A 25,524-nucleotide genomic window follows, 5' to 3' on the forward strand; every position below is an offset into this window, starting at 1 on the left:
AGAAGTAAGGCAGCATTATTAAGACTGCGCTCAAGGAGAAATTGTGGATTTAGCAACCCTAATAGGTTTAATAGGCGCCTTCGCTTTTATTATTGGTTCTATGGTGAACAGTGGTGGGATTTCGATTTTTATTGATGCGCCATCGGTGATGATTGTGCTTATTGGTTCTCTTTTCGTTGTGATGATGAAATATAATCTTAAGCAATTTTTAGGTGCGGTAAAAATTGGCGCTAAAGCCTTTATGTTTAAAATTGATAAACCTGAAGAGCTGATTGACCAATCGGTGAATATGGCTGATGCGGCCCGTAAAGGCGGTTTTTTAGCATTAGAAGAAGCACAGATCAGTAACAGTTTTATGCAAAAAGCGGTTGATATGTTAGTTGATGGCCATGATGGTGATGTGGTGCGTGAAGCCCTTGAAAAAGATATTGCCTTGACTGAACAAAGACATAAAACCGGTATTGGCATTTTCAAGTCCTTAGGCGATGTTGCGCCAGCGATGGGGATGATTGGTACCTTGATTGGTTTAGTCGCAATGCTATCGAATATGGATGACCCTAAATCAATTGGCCCGGCAATGGCGGTGGCATTATTAACCACGCTTTATGGCGCGATTATCGCCAATATGGTGGCGCTCCCGATTGCTGATAAATTGCAATTACGTATGAGTGAAGAGTTACTTAACCGCAATTTGATTATGGATGCGGTCTTGGCGATTCAAGATGGTCAGAACCCACGTGTTATCGAAGGTTTCCTGAAAAATTATCTAGGTGAAAAACAACGTCAAATCGATACCACGGACGGAGAGTAGCTCATGGCTAAAAAAGCCAAGTGTGATTGTCCACCACCCGGCGCGCCGTTATGGCTAGCCACCTTTGCTGATCTTATGTCGTTATTGATGTGCTTTTTTGTTTTGCTGCTGGCGTTCTCTGAAATGGACGTGATGAAGTTTAAGCAAATTGCCGGTTCGATGAAGTATGCCTTCGGGGTGCAAAATAAAGTTGAAGTTAAAGATATTCCTAAAGGCACCTCGGTGATTGCGTTAGAGTTTCGGCCGGGAAAACCGGACCCTACCCCTATTGAAATTATCAATCAGCAAACCAATGAGATGACAGAGCAAACCATTGAGTATCAAGCAGGCGACGATGCCAGTGCGGGCGGCGTGCAAAAACAGCAAGGGGATAATCGCGGCGGTAATGCTCAAGCGACGGCCCAGCAACAAGCACAGGCTCAGCAAGCCCAAGCGAAGTCTGAGCAAGAAAATATTAACGACCAAGTGAAAAAAATGGCCGAAAAACTCAATGAGGAAATTGTTGATGGCGCCATCGAAATTGAATCATTAGGGCAACAGATTATTATCCGGATCCGCGAAAAAGGCTCTTTTGCATCGGGTTCAGGCTTTTTACAGCCAAGATTTAAACCTGTTATTCGCTCAATTGGTGACTTATTAAAAGATGTTCCCGGCATTATTACAGTATCAGGTCATACCGATGGCATGCACATTAGCAATGAGCTTTACAGTTCTAATTGGGACTTATCCAGTAAACGCGCAGTCTCAGTAGCCCATGAACTGGCCAAAGTGACAGGCTTTGATGACAGCAGAATGCGGGTGGTGGGTATGGCATCTAATGCGCCATTAGTGGCTAACGACTCTGCTAAAAACCGTAGCCGTAATCGCCGAGTTGAAATTGCTATTGAACAAGGCAAGGCGAAAGAGTCTGCTGAGATAGAAGTACTCGCGCCACAATCACAGCAGCCATAGAAACGCGCACTTTATATAAGATGAGATTAGCCGCTTAGTCCTTAAGCGGCTTTTTATCGGCTTTAAATAGCGCTGTATAGCCAGTAATCGCAACGCCGTTTCACTGACGCTGTGTTGCAGTATTGCTTAGACTGCTAATTTTATTTAGATTTAATGACAGCCTTAGCACCTAAGCTCAAAGATTGTGTGTAATAAAATTTATTGTGTTTGGTATATAGACAGTTTTTGCTATAATCCCGCCTTTGTTGGCTGGTTAATTTCCAGCCATTATTATTTTTGACTTTTATGAGTTGATTTTGCGCTGAATATCAACGCAATCCGTAGTCGTAAAAGTGAACATCCAAATCAGTTGCCGCGGAAATCCAATGAAGTTTATTGTAAAGCTATACCCAGAAATCATGATGAAAAGTAAAACTGTTCGTATGCGTTTTACTAAAATTCTTGAGACCAACATTCGAAATGTACTTAAAAAAGTTGATGACGAAGTAAAAGTACAACGTCAATGGGATCGCATTATGATCCACGTCAACAGCGATGAACAAACGCGCATTAACGCCATTGCTGAGCGTTTAGAATGTATTCCTGGTATTGCTCATGTTGTTCAAGTTGATGAATACAGTTTTGAGTCAATGGATGATATCTACCAGCAAGTACTGCCAGTTTATAAAGAGCAATTGGCAGGTAAAACCTTCTGTGTTCGCGTTAAGCGTACTGGTAAGCATGACTTTAATTCAATTGAAGTTGAGCGTTACGTTGGTGGCGGTTTAAACCAGCACACAGATGCTGTGGGTGTGAAATTAAAAAATCCAGATATGACGGTTAATTTAGAAATTGACCATGAAAAACTGTATATGGTTGTGCGCCGTATTCCCGGTTTAGGTGGTTTCCCAATGGCGACCCAAGAAGATGTATTATCGCTTATCTCAGGTGGATTTGATTCAGGTGTATCAAGCTATCAATTCATCAAAAAAGGTGCCCGCACTCACTATTGTTTCTTTAACTTAGGTGGCGCGCAGCATGAGATTGGTGTTAAGCAAGTGGCTTATCATTTGTGGCAGAAATATGGTGAGTCACACAAAGTGCGCTTTATGACTGTACCATTTGAGCCAGTGGTTGCTGAGATTCTAGAAAAAATTGATAACGGTCAAATGGGCGTTATTCTTAAGCGTATGATGATGCGCGCCGCCACTAAAATGGCTGAAAAGTACAACATCCAAGCTTTGGTTACAGGTGAGAGTTTAGGTCAAGTTTCAAGCCAAACTCTGACCAACTTAAACGTAATTGACCGCTGTACGGATTTATTGATTTTACGTCCATTAATCACCATGGATAAGCAAGACATTATCAATGAAAGTCGCCAAATTGGTACTGAAGATTTCGCTAAAGCGATTCCTGAATATTGTGGTGTGATTTCGCAAAAGCCAACCGTTAAGGCTGTACTGGCAAAAATTGAAGCTGAAGAGCTTAAATTCAGTGAAGACTTAATTGACCGTATTGTAGAAGATGCCGTGGTTATCGATATTAAGCAAATTGCTGAAAAAGTTGAAACCACAGTAAGTGAAACTGAAACCGTTGATGCAATTGAAGCTGGCAGTGTTGTGATTGATATCAGAGCACAAGATGAAGAAGAGCAAAACCCACTAAGCATTGATGGCACTGAAATCTTAAAAATTCCTTTCTTTAAATTAGCAACGCAATTTGCTGATTTAGATAAAAGTAAAACCTATTTACTCTACTGTGATCGCGGCGTAATGAGTAAATTACAAGCGTTATACCTGACTGAGCAAGGTCACAGCAACGTTAAAGTATACCGTCCTTAATGGTGTAAAAGGAGTATCGCTAGTCGATGCTCCTACTTAAGCTTTGCAGGCTGTGATGTGTATTTCATATTGAAACTGCGACAGTCATTTTAGCCCATAAAAAAACCGCATTACCATTTAAATGGTCAATGCGGTTTTTTTGTTACTGTTTTTACAGTAAATTAATCAGCAGTGCGCGTTTCAGCGGTAGTGATTGGCTGTTGAACTTCTTTGTCTGCAACTAAAGTGCTGTTAACATCAACCTGAACATTACTTTGCATTTCTGTCATGCTTTGTTGAAGCTCTGCGTTTATTGAAGCTTGAAGGTCGCTGATATCAATGCCTTCTTCATTTGCGCTAGCTGTAAAAGCAAAACAAGAAAGTAAAGCTACTGTAGCTAATGATTTTAAATTGAACATAAAGGTCGCCTCCGGGCTGACTTAACACTGGCGGACACACCCTTACACTGCGTAGAAGTTGTCCAACTCACCATAAATCTGATGGTCATAATTTAACCGAACACAGTGTTCTTTACAAACGACAAAATGTAACGCTATTCATTAGAAAAACTAATTAAAAAACGAGAGATGGATCACTATGTCGCGAAGATTGCCACCTTTGAACGCGGTAAAAGCATTTGAAGCAGCAGCAAGGCACTTGAGCTTTACCCGTGCCGCTGAAGAGTTGTTTGTTACTCAGGCTGCTGTTAGTCATCAAATTAAAGCATTAGAAGATTTTCTAGGCCTAAAGCTGTTTCGCCGCAAAAATCGTTCGCTTTTATTGACCGAAGAAGGTCAAAGTTATTTCCTCGATATTAAAGATATTTTTATCCAATTAGGTGAATCAACCGACCGATTATTAGCCCGAAGCGCCATTGGTTCGTTAACGGTAAGTATGTCACCAAGTTTTGCAATTCAATGGCTTGTGCCGCGTTTGGCTAAGTTTAGTGAGCAAAATCCCGATATTGATGTACGCATTAAAGCTGTTGACAGCGAAACGGGCTCATTGACTGATGATGTAGATGTGGCCATCTATTATGGCCAAGGTAATTGGCCTGGCTTAAGAGCGGATAAATTGCGTAATGAAGTGCTCATTCCGGTGTGTTCACCGCTGTTACTTAATGGACCTAAACCATTAGAGAAACCCAGCGACTTAAAAAATCATACCTTACTGCACGATTCTAGCCGTCATGATTGGCAGGCATGGTTTAGGCAATGTGGAATTAGTGAAATTAATGTTAATTCTGGCCCCATCTTTAGTCATTCATCGTTAGTACTGCAAGCTGCCGCTCATGGCCAAGGTATTGCGCTGGGTTACAGCGTACTCGCAAGGCCGGATATAAAAGCAGGCCGCTTGGTGTGTCCGTTCTCAGAGGTGCTAGTCAGCAAAGATGCTTATTACTTAGTGTGTCAGCAAAATCATTCTGAATTAGGTAAAGTCGCTGCCTTTAGAGAGTGGATGGTAGATATGTTTGCTGAAGAGTCTCGCAGTGAATTACTGTCAGGCTAGGGCTAACTTACCCAAGCTTAACCACATAGCGTAGTAATTAATGCTGTTGTCACTAACAATCGAAGAAACTAATGATATGACCCCCCTAGGCCCAGCTGTAACAAACGATAGTTTAGAAATTGAATCAATCTTACAGGGCGACCCCAGTAAAACATTAGTGGTATTGGCCCATGGCGCTGGGGCTAATATGCACCATGAGTTTATGGTCGATATCGCCAATGGCTTGGTTGCTAAAGGTTATCAAGTATTGCGCTTTAACTTCTTATATATGCAAGCCAATATGCAAGATGGCAAAAGAAGGCCGCCAGATAGAGCGCCTAAACTGTTAATGCATTTTACTAGGCTACTTAATTCCATTGAACAAACCATTGAAGACAATGATCTTGTGGTCGAAAACATTGTGTTAATGGGGAAATCAATGGGTGGCAGAATGGCGGCGACATTGTTAACCGATGACGAACTTATCATTAATGATGAGCAGGTTGAGATCTCTGCTTCAGTTAACGCCTTAATTAAAGGCTGCATTTGCTTAGGTTATCCCTTTGTTCCATTAAAAGGCGGAGAGCCGAGACTTGAGCCGTTAAATAATGGCATAAAACCATTAATGGTGGTGCAAGGTGAGCGGGATAAATTTGGCGGTATAAGCGAAATACCCCAGTGGGATATAAATAAACAAGTCAAAGTCAGCTGGATAACCGATGGCGATCATAGTTTTAAGCCACGTAAGTCGTCAGGAACCACATTAGAGGCTAATCTGAAGCACTGCTTAACCATATGTGATCAGTTTATTACTGATATTGTGGATTAATTTTCTATAAAGCGAGATATCAATGAGACAAGGTTTATTACTGTTAGCGGCAATCAGTGGTTTTTTAGCGGTTGCTTTAGGGGCTTTTGGTGCCCATGGGTTAAAAAGTATTGCCCCGCCTGAGTTGGTTGCGATTTTTAAACTCGGTGTCGATTATCACTTTTATCACACCTTTGCCATTATTGCCGTAGCGTTAAGTGGTCACTGGATAAGTTCAAAACTGCTGGATTGGGCAGGTTATTTATTCTTCGTGGGTATTTTATTATTTTCAGGTTCATTGTATTTATATGCCTTTACTGGCGCCAAATGGATTGGGCCAATTACCCCTATGGGCGGCGGTTGTATGCTGATTGGCTGGACATTGTTTGCCATTGGGATAGCAAAACATACTAAGCAGAAATAACTTAGCGTCACCTTTGGCAAATATTTCAAAGCAGCAGCTTGTTTATCAAATCTGCTGCTTTGTTGCTTTTATCGGTTTGCCTTTTCTATTTAACACAGCGGCATAATTTTTGAGTATAATGCCCCCATTATTTTGTCCTTCGACCATACTGTGAAGCAGTTATGGTTATAGAAGCTTAAGGCTTATCATGAAAAACCTCTTTATATTTTGCCGCGCAGGCTATGAGAAAGATTGTGCTGCAGAAATTCAACAGCGTGCAGCTGAATTAAATATTGGTGGCTTTGTTAAAACCAATACCAATGATGCTTATGTGATTTACCAATGTTTTGAAGAAAACGGCGGTGAGCAACTGGCAAAGCAAATTGAGTTAAATTCATTAGTGTTTGCAAGACAAATGTTTGCTGCTGGTGAGTTGATAAAAGATTTGCCTGAAAAAGACAGAGTATCACCGATTGTGGCTGCTTTAAGTGAAGTGTCAAAAGCGGGAGAATTACGAGTTGAAACTCCAGATACCAATGAAGCTAAAGAACTGTCAGGTTTTTGCCGCAAATTTACAGTGCCTTTACGCCAAGGCCTGAAAAAGTCTGGCGCATTATTAGCTCAAGAAAATGACCGCAGACCTATCATTCATGTGTGCTTTGTAGCGCCGGGTACGGCTTATGTCGGCTATTCATTATCAAACAATAGCTCACCTTATTTTATGGGCATTCCCCGCCTTAAAATGGCTGCCGATGCTCCGAGTCGTTCAAGCTTGAAATTAGATGAGGCTTTTGGGCAATTCTTGACAAAGGAAGAGCAAGAAGACCGCTGCCGCTCAGGGCTTCATTCTGTGGATTTAGGCGCTTGTCCTGGTGGCTGGACTTATCAGCTAGTACGTCGTGGCATGTTTGTCGCCGCAGTTGATAATGGTCCTATGGATCAGAAGTTAATGGACACTGGACAGGTTAAACATTATCGCGCCGATGGTTTTCGTTTCGAACCACCAAGAAAAAACATTTATTGGTTAGTGTGTGACATGGTAGAAAAACCGTCACGTGTTGCTGAGCTCGTTGAAGCTTGGGCGATTAATGGCTGGTTTAAAGAAGCCATTTTTAACCTTAAATTACCAATGAAAAGTCGTTATAAAGAAGTCAGACAGATTTTAGATACTATGGCTGAAATTTTAAAAGAAAACGACATCACAGATTTTAAATTACAGTGTAAGCACCTTTATCATGATCGTGATGAAGTGACAGTTCACTTATGGGTTAAACCTAATACTGCTTGGGCGTTTAACTAAGCTATTTAGCTGGAAATTTAAACAAGCATTAAAAAGCCCTTAGTGAATATCACTAAGGGCTTTTTTATTATCCTTTAATTAAAACTAGAGTTATTAGCGCTGCAATAACTCAGCTAAAAGGGTAATAAAGCTTATCCTAAACGATCAACAACAGCTTGAGTGAAGTCAGTTGTACCATGAGTACCACCAAGATCGCGGGTTGTGCGGTCGCCTTCTTCAATCACAGCAGATACTGCAGAGCGGATCATTTCCGCTTTGTCAGCCATGCCTAAATACTCCAGCATTTGTATAGAGGCTAGAATCACGGATGTAGGATTTGCAAGATTTTTGCCTGCAATATCAGGTGCGCTACCATGAACCGCTTCGAAAATTGCCGCATCTTTACCGATGTTTGCGCCAGGCGCCATACCTAAGCCGCCAACAAGACCTGCACATAAGTCAGATAGAATGTCACCGAATAAGTTAGTTGTTACCAATACATCAAAGTTTTCTGGATTCATGACCAACTTCATACACGTTGCATCCACAATCATTTCTTCTGTTTCGATATCTGGGTAACGCTGGCTCACTTCACGCGCCACTTTCAAGAATAAACCTGAAGTTGACTTCATGATGTTGGCTTTATGAACGATAGTCACTTTTTTACGGTTTTCTTTACGTGCTAGCTCATAAGCAAAAGTGGTAATTTGCTCTGCACCTTGACGAGTAATGATACTGGTCGCTTCAGCAGTAGCGCCATCGTCAGATACTTTTTGGCCTAAGCCTGAATACATACCTTCAGTGTTTTCACGTACTGTGATGATATCAATGTTGTCATAACGTGCTTGAGTACCTTTAAAAGAAAGTACAGGGCGCACGTTAGCATATAAGCTGAATTTTTTACGTAGGCTTACATTGATAGAGGTAAAACCTTCACCGACAGGTGTGGTTAATGGCCCTTTAAGGGTAATACGGTTTTTTTCGATAAGGTCTAAGGTACGCTGAGGTACTAATTCACCTTGCTTTTCTAATGCGGCTAAACCGGCGTCTGCAAACTCATATTCAAAGTCGCAACCAGCCTTGTCGAGAATTTTTAAAGCCGAATCGATAATGCTTGGTCCAATCCCATCACCTGGGATTACGGTTATAGTACGTTTTGGCATGGATAGTCCTTCCACTTAGTGGTTACTGCATTTTCTTGTTATTGTTTACAACACCTTAACAAGACTACTTACTCACGGTTTTGTTGCGGCGCATTTTAACGAATTTAGATTTTTTTTTACAGTTTTTAGTGAGTTTAATCACATATTTTTTTAAATAATTAAGCTAATCCTCAGGTGATTGCTTTAAGATATTCACAACCATGTAATTGAAAGGCTTATTTCGCGTCATAAATCAGCTTTAGTTGTTAATAAAAGGTTGGTTGTAAAGTTATTTCGCGTGCATAGCATAAGCAGGTGACAGATTTTAAATAGACGACTTTGGTCTACTAACTACAGTCTACTAGCTTTGGGCCTACTAACAATCTAAGGGGCTGCAAAATAACTTGGCACAGTTTAGTCTGAAAGGTCATTAATTAAATTGCGGTGATATTTTCAACAATGCTTTATTAAATTTCAATTATGTTTTCAGTTAATGAATTTAGCTGAACTGTATTTCATTCCATAACAACAATAACGAGGAAGATTTGAAGTTACGTAACCTTATCCCATTGACTCTGTTAGCAGTGTCAATGTCAGCCATATCAGCTGACAACATTAAGCCGTTATTGCTCGATGATATTATGCGCTTTGAGACCTTACAGACTCCCGTTATCTCTGAAAATGGCACAGTGTTAGCGGTTGAGGCTATGCCAGATCGCGGTAATAGCCGCGCTTTAGTCAATCAAGTGGCTACACAAAAGCAGTATCAAATTGATGGTGGCTCTGATGTTAAAGTCAGCGCAAATGGTGATTATGTGATTGCCACTATTGCGCCGAGCTTATTAGAAAAAGAAACCCTCAAAAAGTCTGAGCTTAGTGCAGGGCTTAGCTTACTGAATACCAAAACAGGTAACCAGCAACAGTTTAAGCGGGTTAAACAAGCTGAGTTTAGTACCAAAGGTGATTATTTAGCGGTTTGGTTTGATATTGATGACACTAAAGAAGATGGCAAAGAGGACGCTGAAGAAACGAGCATTAATGGCGCAGATAAAGGCAGTGGTTTTAAGCTCATTCAACTCGCCACCAATACTTTTCAGGAGTTTGACCATGTTACTCAATTTAACTTTGACCGCTCAGGTAACCAATTTGTGGTTGCCATTAATGATATTGCTGCCAAGCAGCATGTGATTAAAAAGGTCGATTTAATCACTAATACTCTAACGCAAGTTTATAAGTCAGACGGTTATCAAGTGGCAGAGCTGAGTTTATCTGATGATGGCAACTGGCTTGGCTTTACCCAAGGGGATGCAAGTGTAGAGCGTGATGAGCGAGAGTATCAACTGAAGCTTTTGGCTCTAGAGTCTCTTAAGCTCAAACAGGTGCCAACAGATGATGACTGGACTTTGAATCAGCATTCAAAAATTTTCTTTTCTGAAGATAGCTTAAGGCTATTTATTGGCCGCGTACCGCAAGTAGATAAAGCCCTGACACTGGCATCAATAGAGTCTGAAGCCGATTTATTTGACCAACAAATTGTTACCGGACTTCGTGATTTAAAAGTGTGGCATGGTGACGACCCAAAAATAAAACCTCATGAAGTAAAACAATATGCCAAAGAGTTAAAGCGCACTTATCTTGCTGTGATGCACGTTAATGCTAACCGTATAGTGCAACTGGCGGATAAAGCCGTACCGGATGTGCACTATGGTGAACAAAAGCGTTATTTATTAGCTACCTCAGATGTGCCTTATCAAAAAATGATCACCTGGGCAGGTTTTTATCAAGATGTCTATCTAGTGGATTTAAATACTGGCCGTAAGCTGCAAATTTTAACTCAACATGCCTCAAGTGAAATGCCAAGCTTGTCTCCTAATGGGCGTTTTGTGGCGTATTATCAACAAGGCGGACTGTTTTTGTATGATATTGCTAATGCCAGAAAACACAGTTTAACCAAAGATATCGCTATTAGCTTTGCAAATGAAGACCATGATTATCCCAGTAATGCGCCAAGTTATGGCTTAGGGCCTTGGCTAGCCGATGATTCAGGCATTATTGGCTATGACAAATATGATGTGTGGCAATTTAGCAGCTCATCGTTTGACGGCTTTATGTTGTCTGCGGGTGAAGGACGTAAAAATCGTCAGCAGTTTAGATTGGCAGGGTTATATGCAACGTCAGATATGCCTGCTGTCATTGAGCAGCAGCAAGCGCTGCTATTGCACGGTTATAATGAACACACCAAAGCTGACAGTTTTTATCGCGCCACTGTTGGCGTCCCAGGAGTGACGTTGCAACTTGAAACCGAGGCAAAATTGACGGTACTTGCCCGCAGTAAAAATAGCGACACTATGGTGTTTTCTAAGCAGCGTTATGATCTTTACCCTGATTTATACACCTCAAGTGTGAATACGCCTAATGAAGCCAGCCAACAAACTGACTTAGATAGTCAGCGAGATGATTTTAATTGGGGCGCTGCAGAATTGGTGCGTTGGCGTGATGGTGATGGCCGCCCAGCTGATGGCGTACTGATTAAGCCCACGAATTATCAAGCCGGTAAACAGTATCCGGTTATGGTGTATTTCTATCGCTTTATGAGCGATCGTTTGCATTCATTCCCGCATATGGCAATTAATCATCGACCAAACTTTGCTTGGTATGCAGATAATGGCTATGCCATTTTCTTACCTGACATTCGTTTTGAAGTAGGTTACCCGGGGATCTCGTCAGTAAAGGCATTAACTGCTGGCGTTCAAAAAATCATTGATATGGGCGTTGCCGACCCAGATGCCATTGGTATTCAAGGCCATTCATGGGGCGGTTATCAAACCGCTTTCGCTGTGACCCAAACCAATATCTTTAAAGCAGCGGTTACCGGTGCGCCCGTGTCGAACATGACTAGTGCTTATAGCGGCATTCGTCATGGCTCTGGCCTTGCTCGTCAATTTCAGTATGAAACAGGTCAAAGCCGAATTGCTGAAAGTTTGTTTAAGTCGCCGCAAAAGTACATTGAAAACTCACCGGTGTTTTATGCTGAACGCATTCAAACTCCAATGATGATTATGTTTGGTGATAAAGATGATGCGGTGCCGTGGGAGCAAGGCGTGGAGCTATATCTTGCCATGCGCAGAACCGGTAAAGATGTGGTGTTTTTACAATATGAAGATGAACCACATCATTTGAAAAAGTACCCTAATAAACTAGATTACACCATTCGAATGAAGCAGTATTTTGACCATTATTTAAAAGGCGTTGCAGCGCCTAAGTGGTTAAAAGAAGGTGAGGCGTATCGAGAATATAACCAAGATTAACGATTACAATTCAATCTAATATTGAACTAAAAATGCCACTGATAGCGATATACAGTGGCATTTTTTATGGGTTCAGCTGAGCGGTTACTGTTCTGAAGTTATTGCTGTTTCTATGCCTTGCTCTGCGGGAATTGGACTGGTTTGTATCGCGTTAAGATCGGTTTCAGTTTGAGGTGCGATAGCGATAATCGGTATTTGCAGAAATTGCTCATAGGTTTCTTGCCCCCAAGCAATCAGCTCACCATCTTTAAATAACAGCGGCGTGCATTCATCTTTAGTGGTTTGACCGTCGGAGGTGACATGGTGAGTGCGGTAAAACATAATTTGAAAGCTGCCATCAGATGATGCTTTGGCCTCTGAAAAATCGGCTCGGCCCATTAGTTGCCTAATGCTATCAATAGTTTGGCCAATTATAATTTCGCTAAGCATTTTATGGTTAAACTCTTGGCGTTCTTGCCAGCTCCGATCTTCTGGCCGAGTCTCGTAGACAAATATAACGAAAATAACAAAAGTGACATATGCAATAAAGATGGTTGCGATTAAATATGACACTTTAGATTTCATCAGGCGATTCCTTGCTTCATTAATGGTTAGCTAACTACTCTAAACTGCTTGAGGTTAATGTTTAGCGGCATATGGCATTGCAGTTGCGCCAATTTATAACTGATTCTTGCCATCTCTTTGCCCTCTGATAATTTTAGCGCTTGTTTCGCACCAAGATTATCCAGTGACTGGTATAAGTTTGCCAAGCTTCTAAACTTGTTTAATAAATCCGCTGCTGATTTTGGCCCAATACCGGTAATACCAGGAACTTTATTCCCCGCGTCTCCCGCAAGCGCGATAAAGTCTAAAATTTGATTTTGCTGCACGGCGAGCTTTTTCTCTAAGGCTTTTATATCAAAATATTGCTGCTTGAAATGATCCCAAATAACAATATTGCTATGCATCAGTTGCCCAAACCCTTTGTCGGTTGACACTATGATGGCCTGACCGTTATTTTCAGCAATTTTAGTGGCCAAGGTGGCAATCACATCATCGGCCTCTGAAATGGCATCATGGGATTGAACATGTTCAATGGCCAGAGCGGTTTTGATATCTTCAAGGCCAGCCTTTAAAGCGATAGGCATAGGCTTACGGCCTTTTTTATAATCAGGGTAGAGCTGTTTACGCCACGATTCTTCATCACCGTCCCACACCATAATGGCATGAGTTGGTTGGTGATGTTTAAGTAATTTTTTACATGCTGACAGTGTGCGCTCTTTAACACTGACGATATCCGTTTCATCTGGCAATACCGCATGAATACGCCTAACAAGATTAAGGCCATCGATAATGAGTAATTTATTCATGGTTTTCTTTTCGTTTGCAGTAAGGTCGCTCACATTGAGCCACTGTTTGATTTAATTATAAATTAACCGTCCTTGAGCTTAAACCTTACGGCTTGTTTTTAACAGTGGAATCAATGGCTATTTAAGCGCTACTTGATTAAAAAGCAAGATGTAGACGGCAAAGTAAAGCAATATAACATGTGCTATTTTTTATTATTGATGCGATAGCAAGGAGTATATTCGCTGCCTGGCAGTTTCATTCTTTGTTGCGTTACGAACGCAGCAAGCAGTTTATCCATCATGGTCATCAGCCGCTCATCACCACTTATCTCAAATGGACCTAAGTCTTCAATAAGTTTAATGGTCTCACTTTTGACATTACCGGCAACAATGCCTGAAAACGCCCGCCGTAAACTGGCCGCTAACTCAGCTTTGTTCGGATGAAAAAACAGGTGCAGGTTTTTCATGACCTCGTGATTTGGCTCAAAAGGCAGTTGAAATTCAGGTTCTATTTTCAGCGCCCACTGGTATTGGTAAGCATCACCAAGTTGTTTACGCATGGCTTTTACATCGCTCATGCCTTGTTTCATCAGCTGCGCTACCTTTACAGGATCATCAATAATGATTTGGTATTTATCTCGGGCCTGCTGACCAAGGGTAGCGCCGATAAAGTCATCTATTTCAGTGAAGTAGTCCGCACTTTGTTTAGGGCCGGTTAAAATCAGTGGAAAGGGCATCTGGGCATTGGCGGGATTAAGCAAAATACCCAAAATATAAAGCAGCTCTTCAGCGGTGCCAGCGCCGCCGGGAAAGATAACAATACCATGGCCTAAACGGACAAAGGCCTCTAAGCGTTTTTCGATATCTGGCATTATCACCAGCTCATTGACTATTTGATTCGGGGGCTCTGCAGCAATAATACTGGGCTCGGTTAAGCCAATATAGCGGGCATCTTTAATGCGCTGTTTGGCATGACCAATGGCGGCGCCTTTCATTGGGCCTTCCATTGCGCCTGGACCACAACCGGTGCAAATATCTAACGCTCTTAGCCCCAACTCATAGCCTACTTCACGGGTGTATTGATACTCTATGGGGTTAATGCTGTGTCCGCCCCAACACACTATGACATTAGGATCGATCATCGGTGAAATGACTCTGGCATTACGCAAGATATCAAATACCACATTGGTAATGTGGCTGGCATTGGTGAGATTGATGTGCTTTAGATTGTCATATTTATTGTCGATATAGACGATATCGCGAAGCACAGCAAAAAGATGTTCTTGGATCCCTGCAATGATTTCACCATCAACGAAGGCTTGTGTTGGCGGGTTGATGAGCTCTAGTAATAAGCCGCGTTCACGTTGCAGCACATTGATATGAAAATTGGCGTAGCGCTTGAATAAAGCGTCAGAATTATCACTTTTTAAACCGGAGGCAAGCACTGCCAGTGAGCAGTTTCGCAGTAGTTGGTATAACTCATTTTTAGCACTTTGCTTGAGGCGATCAACCTCCATTTGCGAAAGTTGATCTAAGCTGCCTCTAGGGCTGATCTTTATTATCATATGCAACTCCTTGGTAGAGTTGCAGTAGATACTAGATATCGATTACAACTCTATCTCGACCATTATTTTTGGCTTTATAAAGTGCAGCATCAGCACGTTCAAAGGTTTCTTCGATACGTTCGTTTTCCATGACCTGAGCTGCACCTATGGATAATGTCACAGTAATTCTCTGATTTTTAAACTTAAATGGAATATTCTTAATTTTATCTTTGACCCGATTTAACAATAGACCAATATGCTCTTCATTGACATCTGGTAGCAATAAAACAAATTCTTCGCCGCCATAACGGGCAACAAACTCACTTTCTCTAAGGGAGTTTTTTAGCGCCATGGAAATGACTTGCAGGGTTTTATCACCGGTACTATGACCAAAACTGTCATTGACTGTCTTAAAGTAATCAATATCAGTTACCGCCACCCATAATGGACTATTAAAGCGTTTATGGTTTCTATACTCTTGCTCCATTCTATCTTCTAATGCAGCACGATTTGGCAGTTGGGTTAATGGGTCTAATAGGTTGAGTTTTTGATGCTCAAACAGTTTTTCTTTGTAGCTGTTGGCTTCTTTAGTAATAGAGCTTAGCTCTTTTTTCATCGACTCAACGGATTTACGTAGCAGTGATTGCTCACGAGTTTCAAGGGCTTCTTTACGGTTTAATGCATCTCGTAATGAAGCAAGTTGGACGGTCAGCTCAGTTTTTAGCGCGATGATATCATCGACGTCATCGACAATACCGTCAGCATTATCAACCCGCAGGTTAATTTCTTTATTAAGCTGAGTTTTAATTTGTTGTGAACGCTCGTTATTGTTTGCAGTATTATTGACCACATCACGAACTATGCTAATCGCATCATTTAAGGTATACAGAAAATCCTGAGAGGCGGTTTTTTCTCGGGCAATGTTATTCAGTAAAAAGCTCAGTATTGTTTGATATGACTCAAGTAAAGTATTGAGCTTAATATCACCCATAAGCACTTCTTTCATGACCAGAATTTGATCACGTTGCTCTTTTCTGAATTCTATCTCAGATATTTTTTGGGCTAACTCTTTTGCTAAAATTAAGTGTTGAGGCAAAATGACATGGTCATCAGCATTGGCAAACTTTTGCTGAAGAATTTGCTCGTAAAAGCCGATAACTTGTTCCACCTTAGGAATATATTCCCAAATGGTATGGATCGGCTTATTAAGATCTTTTTTAAAGTAATTAATTTCTTTTTTGATTTCATCAGGGGCAGAATCAACCCGCTGAATCTGGCTGATCACCCGGGACAGGCTGTTGCGACTCTCTTCAAGGCTAGTCATTGTTTGGCTATATTGTGCCTTTAATAACCGCTCAATACCCACCAATTCAGGCAAGGCTTCATCTATTTGCTCAAAACCCTGTAAATGATGTCTCAGTTTGGCAAGGCGATTATCTAATTCAAGATTTTGGCCCTTGCACGCTAAGCTTAAGTGTCCTAAAAATTGAATTAAGGTGCGTAATTTTTCACTACGATCATCATGAATTTCTTCGATAGCTAATTTAGCGGCGTTGAGCTTTTGTTTTAATAATGAAACTTGTGACACCGCTGCTGAAGAGTCTTGCATGCTGTAAGCCTTCTTTGAGAAAAATAAATTTGTTATTAGTCCAATTAACTATATTGGATAACAATACCACTAATTACTTGTTTACACACAATTTTTGTTTGCTTTTTTGATATATATTATTGACTTGTGTGTTATTTGAGCGTAAATCACGTGAGTTGTTAACTCAACCGGTTGGCCACTTAATATCGGCAGCTTGACGATTTGTTTCAGCCCTAATTATGCCTCTTTGCAGTGCATGGGTTAAATTTAAATACAAGGGTTTAAAAAATATCGCCGCAGGGGCAAAATTTAAGCTGCGAATACTGACATAGGTTTGATCCTCATTGAGGCTTTTTGCCGCCGCGAGGGCATATTGCACCGTTTCATATTGTAATTGTGCCGTTAATCTTACATCCGGATTGGCCAGTAATGGCAAGTTAACGTGGCCCATAATGGCGTGTAATGGCTGCTCACTAATATCTGAAAAATTAGGTATATTGCTTTTATTGGCAATGGTGATTGCAGCTAGCTGTGCTTGTAAGTTGGTTAATGTTTGCTGGGCTGATAACTCGTCTGAGAAACATAAGCCAAATTCACCCGGCTTGATGATGAACACTTCACAATGTAAATCCAGTTCTAATTGTTTACTAAGGGATACTGTAATCGCCTTATATTCAGATAAACCCAGATCAATATCAATATCAGCCAGGGCGCGTATATTCACTAAAGCCAGCGTTTTGGGTGAACGGGCACTTGAAAGTAAATTAATTAAGGCCTGGTAACCATTCAGTTGTGTCAGTGGTTCTTGTACGGATAACTGTCGTAAGGTTTGGCAGGTTTGTTTGGCACGATTTAATTTTTTTAGGCTGACAAACCATAAAAAGGCAAAGATAAATATCACCGCAAACAGGATTATAATAGCCTTTTGCTGGTCCTTGTTATCACCCATGTAGTGAGTGAGTTTTTGCTGTAAATTTCTAATTTCTAATTTGAATTTTTCTTCGTTTAAGCTTGAATGAACCATGTCATTGACTGGTGACTCTTGTTCACTTTGGCTAATGGCAACCATTTTATCCATTACCTCAAGGGTAGAGGAAATGTCATCCACTTTACGATAAGCAACGGAAAGGTATTCTAAGGCTTCTTTTTGGGCATCAATCAGTTGTTTTGATTCTGCTATCTCTAGCGCTGCCTCAGCATGTGTAATGGTTTGCTGCCATTGCTGCTGTTTTGAGCTTACCTGAGCAAACAATAACTCGTTATACACTAAGTAGTGTAATACCTTTCTGGCTTTAAAAATTTCATTGGCCATGGTCAAGTAATTGAGGGATGACTGATAATCATCTAAATAAAAGTAGGCTTCGCCGATATTATGAAAGTTAAGGGCTTGACCAATGAGATGACCATTTTGTTGATCAATTTGTTGGGCATTAAGGTAGTAATCAATAGCTTTATTCCATTGTTTTTGCATGCCATAAACCATGGCTATGACTGTCAGGGCCTTTGATTGGAAGGCTTGTTGTCCTAGCTGCTGAAAACTAATGGCGGCATTGTTGGCATTTTTTAGGGCTTCATCCCATTGGCCTAGATCTCGATATAATCGTGATAACTGAAATTGAGTGTGTGCATGTAGCACTGGGGTGTCTAATCGACTGGTAATACGAAATGCTTCGTTATAGTGCTGTAATGCCTTCGCCAGTTGCTGCTTATTAACATAGAACTTACCTAAAGCGGTTTCAGCTTGGGAAATGAAATAATCCACCCGCATTTGGTAGGCAAGGTCACGATACTGTTTGTAGTGATACATGGCTTGGGTATCTTGTTTTAGCAAGCTATTCATGATGCTTAAATAACCTTGTAACACAAATTTAAAGGTCATGGCTTCGCTGTCGTTGAGTGAGGCTATTTTGTTTAATGCCTCTTTGAACAGAATGATACTTTGCTGATATTGCTGATCCTCTCTTCCTCTTATTCTTCCTTCTAAGAGTAAAATTTTTGCTTCATCTAGCGGGCTAATAGCGATTGATTCAAGTTGCCTGGTTAATAAGCGGGCATGACTGACTTCATTAGGGGCTGTGATGGTTGATTGTAAATATAATCTTGCTAGGGTCGCTAAATCTCTTTGTAATTGCTTAGGTTGGTATTTTAACTCTTCAGCCAGTTTTTCAAATTGCTGGCGGTTGTTAAATGATAATGGGAAGTTGGTTTTTTTCTGCAGTTGCTCAAACAACTGAACTGGGCGTTCATTAAACTCAATTTCAGCTTCGATAAAGGTATCCGCAACAACAGGAAAGGCCGACAGTAATATTAAGCTGAGTAAACCACTGATGAGTTTTCGCATGAAGAATGAGCAACCTTATTATAATTTTTGTAAGCTTTTATTGTTACTAGGTGAGTGAACTCACTGTACTTGTTATACTGCGCGCCTTAAGGGAAGAAATTTAATTACAAGTCCTTAAAAACATAACAAGAATAATAACAGAAGGAATCGAGAGTGAAAGCCAAAAAATTGACTATTTTATCTGCCAGCTTACTTTTTAGCGCCAGCAGCCTTGCCCAAGTTAGTTACCAAATCGATTTGACTCAGCCACAGCACCATTTAGCCCAAGTGAATGTTAGTTTCCCTACATCTTCAGCTGAGAATTTAACGGTCAATTTACCCGTTTGGCGTACGGGAAAATATGCAGTGCTGCCGTTAGCTGATGGGGTTCGCTCATTTACAGCAACAGATGAACAGGGCCAAGTGTTACCATGGCAGCGTACTGAGACGGGGGAATGGCAAGTGAATTTGTCAAAACCGACTGCAGTTAATGTCAGCTATCAGTTGTATGCCAATGATTTAGGTACTCGAGTGCGTCATATTGATAGCTCACATGCTTATATCGATGCCAGTGGGGTGTTTATGTATAGCCCAGAGTTTCGTGATGACAATGTGTTGGTTTCAATGAATGTGCCCCAAGGCTGGAACAGTTATTCAGGTATGGCACAGGGCAGCAAAGCCCATTCATTTATTGCTGATAACTATGATGTGTTAATTGACTCGCCAATTGAAACCGGTGAAAACGCCCATTATCGCTTTACAGCTGACGGTCGTGAATATGAACTGGTTTTTTGGGGTGAAGGTAATTACGATGCTCAGCAAATCGTTACAGATTTAACCAAAATCAGCAGCCAAGCTGAGGTGATTTGGGATGACTACCCGTTTGAGCGTTATGTGTATATGGTGCATGCCACTAGTGGCGCACGAGGCGCCACTGAGCATTTAAATTCAACCATTATTCAATTGCCACGCTTTAACTTTAGAGAACGTAAAGATTACCTGCGCTTTATCAGCACAGCATCTCACGAGTTTATCCATACTTGGAATGTCAAAGCTTATCGCCCACAGGGCCTAGTGCCTTATGATTACCAAAATGCCAGCATGACAGAGTTATTATGGATGGCTGAAGGCTCAACCAGTTATTTTCAAAATCAGTTATTATTGCGAGCCGATGTCATTACCCCGAAAGAGTTTTTTGCCGATTTAGCCAAACGGATAAATAACAACCTGCATAAACCGGGTCGTGAAATACAATCGGTTGCGCAAGCCAGTTTAAATGAGTGGACCAATACTGGCGGTGATTATGCCATTAACCATGGGGTCAATATCTATTCTGAAGGCTACTTGGCGTCGTTGTCACTGGATTTTAATTTATTGAAAGACACCCTGTTAGCGCATTCGTATCGTGATGTTCATCGTCAATTATACCGTGACCATAAACTGCCTAAAGGCTATAGCGTTGATGATGTAAAAGGTATTTTAAAGACGCTGGCAGGTAAAGATTATCAGCCTTGGTGGCAGCAGCATATTACCCAGCCATTCAGCTTAGATTTTGATACCTTACTGGCACAAGCGGGTTTAGCGATATCCTATGGCAAAGAGCCAAAGTCGACTGTTTACAGCGGTATGACGTTATCGGGTCAGCATGATGATTTAACACTATCCCATGTCAGCCGTAACAGCCCTGCATGGTTGGCGGGTATTGTTGCTGGCGATGAAGTGGTAGCCATTAACGGTTTAAAAGTCACTGCCGCGGGCTTTAAAAAGCGCTTAGAAGATTTCAGCCCGCAAGACACCATTAACGTAAGCCTGTTTAATAACGACACCTTAAAGCAGCTTGAGTTAACCTTAGATGAGCAACCTAAAGGTGAGCTAGCCATAATCGGTGTTGATTCACCAACGGCTGCACAAAAGGCCTTTCTTAAAGCTTGGTTAGGCATTGACTGGCCATTTGATGAGCAAGGTGAGTTTGCTAAATAAGCTAGTAAATTAATAGTTTTAATCAATTTTTTGATTAAAAGCATAGAAAGTTGCTACAAAAAAGCCCAATAGAAATAAATTCTGTTGGGCTTTTAAATTTGATTAAACCACTAAAGTGAAGTTACAAATTTAGATATTTTCTTCAATAGGCCCTAATGCCTGTTTCATCGCATTAATAAATGCGACTAGCTCGCCGCCCATTAATGCAAAATCGGCATCCAGTTTCGCCAAGGGATCTTCTGTGCCCACATCATCGGTAGCAGCTCTAAATTCTTCAGAGAACTTAAGGCGCTTAACGCTGGCATCAGACTGTAATAAAAACGCAATCGACTTAGCAAAATGCAATGACAGTTTATGTACTTGTTTGCCGGTCGCTAAATGGGCTAATACTTCATCTTCTTGCAGTACTTGCTGCTTAAAGCGCACAATGCCGCCTTCATCTGAATCAGACTTAAGCTCAGCTTCATCTTGCATTTCAAAAGGTTGTGGTGATGCGCCGTTTCTTAACCATTCGGTTAACGTGGTTTCAACTGGCGTAGTAAAGTGCAGCGGCACAACCGGTAGGCTGCCTAAGGCTTTGCGTAATAAAGCTAATAATTCTTCAGCTTTAGTGGCGCTTGAGCTGTCCACTAAAATCATTTCTAACTCAGGCATGATTAACGCATGGGTTTGACTACGACGAGAAAAAGCACGAGGCAATAGCGTCATGGTTATTTCTTCTTTCATCGCATCTTTTTCTTTCTTGGTCACTTTGCGGCTTTCTTGATCTTCTATTAACGCTACTTTTTCATCAAGCGCTTCTTTGATCACTTGGCCAGGCAGGATCTTTTCTTCTTTAGTGACACAAATTAAATGACGGTTTTCAGCGCTGTGAACTAACGCTTGGCCTTTTTTGCCCAATGCATTTGAAAAGCCAAACTTACTGATGTCTTGGCTTGAGCATGGCGAAAAGGTGAAGTCAGCTAATGCTGTTTCAAGTGCCTCTGTATCGGTACTGAAAGGCTTATTAAAACGATATAGGGTGAGATTTTTAAACCACATGAAAGACACTCTTCGAAAATTAAAAATGCAGTTTACGGTATCGTGGCGCTGGGGTAAACCATCATTCCCAATCTGCATGATTGTCGCTATGGCAGAATTCATCAAATTGTCATAAATCACTTTTAATTGATATTTTCTTTACTTTTCAGCGTGTTGATTATCTTGTTTTGTAATTGAATTAGTTTGTTCTAAATAAAAGTCCTGTTTTGAAATATTTCTGCAACAAAAGGTGTGCAATATTCGCCTCGTTCCCAAGCTATTAGGTAGCAGGTTTCTGCTCGTTCCAACTGATTAGCTGCACAGAAAAAGGTGTAAAACACCAACTATTAAGTCTAAAGGATGAAATGATGAACACTTTTTATAAAACGCTAGTTGCTTCTGCTATTGCTGCTGCCACGCTTTCAACCGCTCAAGCGGCAGAGCCACTTGAAATTTACGGTAAGCTCAATGTTTCAATTCAATCAAATGATGACGGTTCAGGTTCAGAAACACGAGTGCAAAGCAATGCATCACGATTTGGTGTGAAAGGCGCTTTCGAATTAAATAGTTCTTTAGAAGCGTTTTATACTATCGAATATGAAGTGGCAACTGACTCAGACAGCTCAAACAACTTCAAAGCCCGTAATCAGTTTGTTGGCCTAAAAGGCGACTTTGGTTCATTCGCGGTGGGCCGTAACGACACTATGCTGAAAAAGTCGCAGGGCAAAGTCGACCAGTTTGGTGATTACTCAGGCGATTTGAAAAACTTATTTGCTGGTGAAAACCGTATAGCAGAAACCGCAACTTACTTAACGCCTAAGTTTGGTGACTTCCAAGCGGGCGTGACTTACGCTGCATCAGGTGACAGTAAGCAAGCAGATGAGGATGGTTTCAGTATCGCTGCAATGTACGGTGACTCAGGGCTGAAGAAAACCCCAATTTATGCATCGGTTGCCTATGATGCTGAAGTTGCAGGTTATGATATTGTTCGTGGTACAGTACAAGGTAAAGTCGCAGGTTTTGTACTTGGCGGTATGTACCAACAAGAAGAAAAAGTCGATAGCGGTGATAGCAAAGATGGCTACTTACTCAGCGCTGCTTATAAAATTGACAGCGTGACCCTAAAAGCCCAATACCAAGACATGGAAGATAAAGGCGATTCATGGTCAATTGGCGCAGATTACTCACTAGGTAAGCCAACGAAGTTATTTGCTTTCTACACTGACCGTACTTCAATGGGTACAGTGGAAGATGCAGATGGTAATGATATGGATATCTCAATCGACGAAAGTTACTTTGCTGTAGGTATCGAACACAAGTTCTAAGTATCGCTTTATTAAAAGCGGTTTAACCGAAAATGTGTGATACATAACAAAGGAGGCATATCGCCTCCTTTGTGTTTTTCAATACATTAATTATGGCGTAGCGTGATAGATTTATGACAAAAATATGATTTTAATTCCATTTAGGGCCTTGAGATCATATTTCTGTAATAAAACTGACCAATAATACTAACGCGGCAAACTACTCACAGATAATATTATGACAGCTAAGATTTTAATTGTAGAAGATGAGTCAGCCATTCGAGAAATGCTGACATTTGTTATGGAACAACACGGCTTTACTACAACGGCTGCTGAAGATTTTGATTCAGCAATAGACCTACTGCAAGAACCTTATCCAGATCTGATTTTATTAGACTGGATGTTCCCAGGTGGAAGTGGAATACAATTAGCTAAGCGTTTAAAGCAAGATGAGTTTACTCGTCAAATTCCTATCATCATGTTAACCGCTCGCGGTGAAGAAGAAGATAAGGTTAAGGGATTAGAAGTCGGTGCAGATGATTACATTACTAAACCGTTTTCACCAAAAGAGTTAGTGGCACGTATTAAGGCTGTGTTACGCCGTAGTGCGCCAACACGACTTGAAGAGCTTATCGATGTGCAAGGGTTACAATTAGATCCGGTAAGCCATCGTGTCTCTGTTGGTGAGTCAGTGCTAGAAATGGGCCCAACCGAGTTTAGGTTACTGCACTTTTTCATGACTCACCCTGAACGTGTCTATAGCCGTGAACAGCTATTAGACAATGTGTGGGGCACCAACGTCTATGTTGAAGATCGCACTGTCGATGTCCATATACGCCGCTTACGCAAAGCCGTTGAAGACTCAGGCCATGATAAACTGATTCAAACCGTTCGCGGTGCGGGATATCGTTTTTCAACCAGAATGTAATTACTCACTATCAGCCAAAGCCTAATATACTGTTGTATTTCACTTTTGTTGTTTAGGTAAATGTAAATATTGTTATTTATTTACAGTAATTTAAGTGTAATTCAACGGCTTGGCTATAGTCAGTAACATGGTTTTAAGTTATCTTGTGAACCATTATTTTACGACCGACAATACGGTAAAAAATCTGCTTAAGATTTTTTACCATCATAATTAGGCCGCTTATGTTTCGAGCTTACTCAGGGTCCAGACTTCTCCTTCGCCTTGTGGGGATCTTGTTGATTTTTGCCATCATAGGCATGATCATCAATCAAGTTTATATGAGTATTATTGTCGGTTGTATTGCCCTTTTAGGCTGGCATTACCGCCAAATTACCCGCTTAAATTACTGGCTTTGGAAAGACCGCAAACTCACTCCACCTCAAGGCACTGGCAGTTGGGAAGGTATTTTCAATGGCATATACCGCCTGCAAGGTAAAAATCGTCGCCGAGTTGGCCAGTTAGCGTCAATTTTAGGCCGCTTTAGGCAAGGTGCTGAAGCCTTACCAGATGCTGCGGTCGTACTTGATTCTGAACTCAATATTTTATGGTGTAACAAACTGGCGCAACTGCTGCTGGGTTTTGTTTGGCCCCAAGATAGCGGTCAACGCATTGATAACCTCATCCGTCATCCTGATTTTTCGGCCTACCTTAAGTCTGGTAAATTTAACGAGCCATTAGAGCTACCCTCACCACTATCGGATCAACGCTTATTAGAAATACGCTTAATGAGCTATGGCGACAGACAGATGCTACTGATTGCCCGTGATATTACCCGCATTAATCAGTTAGAGGGTATGCGCAAAGAGTTTGTTGCTAATGTATCCCATGAGCTAAAAACCCCGCTTACCGTACTGCAAGGTTATCTTGAGATCATGCAAAGCATGGAAGAGCCTGACAGCATGAACCATAAGCCACTTAAATTGATGCAGCAGCAAACTAGGCGAATGCAATCAATGGTGGAGCAGTTATTAGTGTTATCGCGTATTGAAGATGGGGCTGATATTGATTTAGAAAAAACCATCAATATGCAGGTCATGTTGGATATTTTAAAAGATGAAGCCTCGGCATTGGCAATGGATCAATACCAGCTTGAGTTCATTTGTGAGGATAATTTAAATTGTCACGGTAACGAAGTGCAATTGCGAAGCGCCTGTACTAACTTGATTTCAAATGCGATTCGTTACACAGAGCCAGGCGGCAAAATTACCATTCGCTGGGAGTTAGTCCCAAGCGGCGCTAAATTTAGCGTAACCGATACCGGCCTTGGGATAGCGCCACATCATATAAGCCGCTTAACCGAACGTTTTTATCGGGTTGATAATGCCCGCTCCAGTAAAACTGGTGGTAGTGGTTTAGGGCTAGCGATTGTAAAGCATGCGCTTAATCATCATTACAGTGAGTTGCACATTACCAGTGAGTTAGAAAAGGGCAGTTGTTTTAGCTTTATTATTCCAGCACATTTGGTGATTAAGGGGTAATGACTT

At 41.2% G+C, this 25,524-nt stretch carries 20 protein-coding genes; 12 read left to right on the plus strand and 8 right to left on the minus strand.

The window, feature by feature from the left end:
* The first annotated feature begins 43 nt into the window (after positions 1-43).
* The 3 genes from pomA to thiI all read left to right on the plus strand — a co-directional run bounded on the left by pomA (position 44) and on the right by thiI (position 3,582).
* Entirely contained in the window at positions 44-811 is a 768-nt protein-coding gene (pomA, locus tag Q4533_RS06365) for a flagellar motor protein PomA (RefSeq protein WP_303502398.1), read from the plus strand.
* Between the two features lie 3 nt (positions 812-814).
* The gene (locus tag Q4533_RS06370) at positions 815-1,762 is read left to right on the plus strand and encodes a flagellar motor protein MotB (RefSeq protein WP_303413552.1); all 948 of its coding nucleotides are present in this window, start codon (positions 815-817) and stop codon (positions 1,760-1,762) included.
* Between the two features lie 365 nt (positions 1,763-2,127).
* A complete protein-coding gene (gene thiI / locus Q4533_RS06375) occupies positions 2,128-3,582 on the plus strand; it encodes a tRNA uracil 4-sulfurtransferase ThiI (protein WP_102439525.1) in 1,455 nt (484 codons plus the stop codon).
* Between the two features lie 161 nt (positions 3,583-3,743).
* Here the strand turns inward: thiI and Q4533_RS06380 are convergent, their stop codons facing one another.
* Positions 3,744-3,980, minus strand: coding sequence for a hypothetical protein (locus tag Q4533_RS06380; protein ID WP_102519846.1), 237 nt, complete (start codon positions 3,978-3,980; stop codon positions 3,744-3,746).
* A gap of 178 nt (positions 3,981-4,158) precedes the next feature.
* On the opposite strand from Q4533_RS06380, the gene Q4533_RS06385 reads away from it, so the two are divergent.
* The 4 genes from Q4533_RS06385 to rlmM all read left to right on the plus strand — a co-directional run bounded on the left by Q4533_RS06385 (position 4,159) and on the right by rlmM (position 7,560).
* On the plus strand, positions 4,159-5,070 hold the full coding sequence (locus Q4533_RS06385; RefSeq protein WP_076540323.1) for a transcriptional regulator GcvA: 912 nt from the start codon (positions 4,159-4,161) through the stop codon (positions 5,068-5,070).
* A 76-nt stretch (positions 5,071-5,146) separates the two neighbouring features.
* The gene (locus Q4533_RS06390) at positions 5,147-5,878 is read left to right on the plus strand and encodes an alpha/beta family hydrolase (protein WP_102439549.1); all 732 of its coding nucleotides are present in this window, start codon (positions 5,147-5,149) and stop codon (positions 5,876-5,878) included.
* 22 nt (positions 5,879-5,900) lie between these two features.
* Complete coding sequence (locus Q4533_RS06395) at positions 5,901-6,281, plus strand: DUF423 domain-containing protein (protein ID WP_102439527.1); 381 nt, start codon at positions 5,901-5,903, stop codon at positions 6,279-6,281.
* Between the two features lie 187 nt (positions 6,282-6,468).
* On the plus strand, positions 6,469-7,560 hold the full coding sequence (rlmM, locus tag Q4533_RS06400; protein ID WP_102439528.1) for a 23S rRNA (cytidine(2498)-2'-O)-methyltransferase RlmM: 1,092 nt from the start codon (positions 6,469-6,471) through the stop codon (positions 7,558-7,560).
* 131 nt (positions 7,561-7,691) lie between these two features.
* Here the strand turns inward: rlmM and Q4533_RS06405 are convergent, their stop codons facing one another.
* The gene (locus Q4533_RS06405) at positions 7,692-8,702 is read right to left on the minus strand and encodes an isocitrate dehydrogenase (protein WP_102439529.1); all 1,011 of its coding nucleotides are present in this window, start codon (positions 8,700-8,702) and stop codon (positions 7,692-7,694) included.
* A 524-nt stretch (positions 8,703-9,226) separates the two neighbouring features.
* Between Q4533_RS06405 and Q4533_RS06410 the strand changes: the two genes are divergently transcribed.
* A complete protein-coding gene (locus tag Q4533_RS06410) occupies positions 9,227-11,989 on the plus strand; it encodes a prolyl oligopeptidase family serine peptidase (protein ID WP_102475387.1) in 2,763 nt (920 codons plus the stop codon).
* An 84-nt stretch (positions 11,990-12,073) separates the two neighbouring features.
* Here the strand turns inward: Q4533_RS06410 and Q4533_RS06415 are convergent, their stop codons facing one another.
* The 5 genes from Q4533_RS06415 to Q4533_RS06435 form a co-directional block, all read right to left on the minus strand.
* Positions 12,074-12,553 carry a DUF3192 domain-containing protein gene (locus Q4533_RS06415; RefSeq protein WP_102439531.1) on the minus strand — a complete coding sequence of 160 codons (480 nt, stop codon included), beginning with the start codon at positions 12,551-12,553 and terminating at the stop codon, positions 12,074-12,076.
* 26 nt (positions 12,554-12,579) lie between these two features.
* The gene (gene xni, locus Q4533_RS06420; protein ID WP_303446089.1) at positions 12,580-13,338 is read right to left on the minus strand and encodes a flap endonuclease Xni; all 759 of its coding nucleotides are present in this window, start codon (positions 13,336-13,338) and stop codon (positions 12,580-12,582) included.
* Positions 13,339-13,520: 182 nt separating this feature from the next.
* Positions 13,521-14,882, minus strand: a complete 1,362-nt coding sequence (gene ppnN / locus Q4533_RS06425; RefSeq protein WP_303502402.1) for a nucleotide 5'-monophosphate nucleosidase PpnN — start codon at positions 14,880-14,882, stop codon at positions 13,521-13,523.
* A 31-nt stretch (positions 14,883-14,913) separates the two neighbouring features.
* Positions 14,914-16,470, minus strand: coding sequence for a GGDEF domain-containing protein (locus Q4533_RS06430; RefSeq protein ID WP_102439534.1), 1,557 nt, complete (start codon positions 16,468-16,470; stop codon positions 14,914-14,916).
* A gap of 163 nt (positions 16,471-16,633) precedes the next feature.
* On the minus strand, positions 16,634-18,790 hold the full coding sequence (locus tag Q4533_RS06435; protein WP_303502405.1) for a tetratricopeptide repeat protein: 2,157 nt from the start codon (positions 18,788-18,790) through the stop codon (positions 16,634-16,636).
* A 153-nt stretch (positions 18,791-18,943) separates the two neighbouring features.
* Between Q4533_RS06435 and Q4533_RS06440 the strand changes: the two genes are divergently transcribed.
* On the plus strand, positions 18,944-20,749 hold the full coding sequence (locus tag Q4533_RS06440) for a M61 family metallopeptidase (protein WP_303502408.1): 1,806 nt from the start codon (positions 18,944-18,946) through the stop codon (positions 20,747-20,749).
* Between the two features lie 129 nt (positions 20,750-20,878).
* Here the strand turns inward: Q4533_RS06440 and rdgC are convergent, their stop codons facing one another.
* Entirely contained in the window at positions 20,879-21,790 is a 912-nt protein-coding gene (gene rdgC, locus Q4533_RS06445) for a recombination-associated protein RdgC (protein WP_102439550.1), read from the minus strand.
* Between the two features lie 344 nt (positions 21,791-22,134).
* Here rdgC and Q4533_RS06450 point away from each other — a divergent pair, with 344 nt between their 5' ends.
* The 3 genes from Q4533_RS06450 (at position 22,135) to phoR (ending at position 25,518) form a co-directional block, all read left to right on the plus strand.
* Complete coding sequence (locus Q4533_RS06450; protein ID WP_102439537.1) at positions 22,135-23,094, plus strand: porin; 960 nt, start codon at positions 22,135-22,137, stop codon at positions 23,092-23,094.
* Between the two features lie 217 nt (positions 23,095-23,311).
* Positions 23,312-24,001 (plus strand): phosphate regulon transcriptional regulator PhoB, encoded by a 690-nt coding sequence (gene phoB / locus Q4533_RS06455; protein ID WP_102439538.1) that lies wholly within the window; start codon positions 23,312-23,314, stop codon positions 23,999-24,001.
* 221 nt (positions 24,002-24,222) lie between these two features.
* Complete coding sequence (gene phoR / locus Q4533_RS06460) at positions 24,223-25,518, plus strand: phosphate regulon sensor histidine kinase PhoR (protein WP_102439539.1); 1,296 nt, start codon at positions 24,223-24,225, stop codon at positions 25,516-25,518.
* The last annotated feature ends 6 nt before the right edge of the window (positions 25,519-25,524 follow it).

Source organism: Shewanella sp. 6_MG-2023 (assembly GCF_030547195.1).
GTDB lineage: Bacteria > Pseudomonadota > Gammaproteobacteria > Enterobacterales > Shewanellaceae > Shewanella.

What these genes read in the sequence shown, in the direction of transcription:
- Q4533_RS06430 (WP_102439534.1), bottom strand. Translation starts at nt 16,470, where the DNA reads ATGCAAGACTCTTCAGCAGCGGTGTCACAAGTTTCATTATTAAAACAA.
- rdgC (WP_102439550.1), bottom strand. Translation starts at nt 21,790, where the DNA reads ATGTGGTTTAAAAATCTCACCCTATATCGTTTTAATAAGCCTTTCAGT.
- Q4533_RS06405 (WP_102439529.1), bottom strand. Translation starts at nt 8,702, where the DNA reads ATGCCAAAACGTACTATAACCGTAATCCCAGGTGATGGGATTGGACCA.
- phoR (WP_102439539.1), top strand. Translation starts at nt 24,223, where the DNA reads ATGTTTCGAGCTTACTCAGGGTCCAGACTTCTCCTTCGCCTTGTGGGG.
- thiI (WP_102439525.1), top strand. Translation starts at nt 2,128, where the DNA reads ATGAAGTTTATTGTAAAGCTATACCCAGAAATCATGATGAAAAGTAAA.
- rlmM (WP_102439528.1), top strand. Translation starts at nt 6,469, where the DNA reads ATGAAAAACCTCTTTATATTTTGCCGCGCAGGCTATGAGAAAGATTGT.
- Q4533_RS06370 (WP_303413552.1), top strand. Translation starts at nt 815, where the DNA reads ATGGCTAAAAAAGCCAAGTGTGATTGTCCACCACCCGGCGCGCCGTTA.
- phoB (WP_102439538.1), top strand. Translation starts at nt 23,312, where the DNA reads ATGACAGCTAAGATTTTAATTGTAGAAGATGAGTCAGCCATTCGAGAA.
- Q4533_RS06450 (WP_102439537.1), top strand. Translation starts at nt 22,135, where the DNA reads ATGATGAACACTTTTTATAAAACGCTAGTTGCTTCTGCTATTGCTGCT.
- ppnN (WP_303502402.1), bottom strand. Translation starts at nt 14,882, where the DNA reads ATGATAATAAAGATCAGCCCTAGAGGCAGCTTAGATCAACTTTCGCAA.
- Q4533_RS06395 (WP_102439527.1), top strand. Translation starts at nt 5,901, where the DNA reads ATGAGACAAGGTTTATTACTGTTAGCGGCAATCAGTGGTTTTTTAGCG.
- Q4533_RS06390 (WP_102439549.1), top strand. Translation starts at nt 5,147, where the DNA reads ATGACCCCCCTAGGCCCAGCTGTAACAAACGATAGTTTAGAAATTGAA.
- xni (WP_303446089.1), bottom strand. Translation starts at nt 13,338, where the DNA reads ATGAATAAATTACTCATTATCGATGGCCTTAATCTTGTTAGGCGTATT.
- Q4533_RS06380 (WP_102519846.1), bottom strand. Translation starts at nt 3,980, where the DNA reads ATGTTCAATTTAAAATCATTAGCTACAGTAGCTTTACTTTCTTGTTTT.
- Q4533_RS06415 (WP_102439531.1), bottom strand. Translation starts at nt 12,553, where the DNA reads ATGAAATCTAAAGTGTCATATTTAATCGCAACCATCTTTATTGCATAT.
- Q4533_RS06385 (WP_076540323.1), top strand. Translation starts at nt 4,159, where the DNA reads ATGTCGCGAAGATTGCCACCTTTGAACGCGGTAAAAGCATTTGAAGCA.
- Q4533_RS06435 (WP_303502405.1), bottom strand. Translation starts at nt 18,790, where the DNA reads ATGCGAAAACTCATCAGTGGTTTACTCAGCTTAATATTACTGTCGGCC.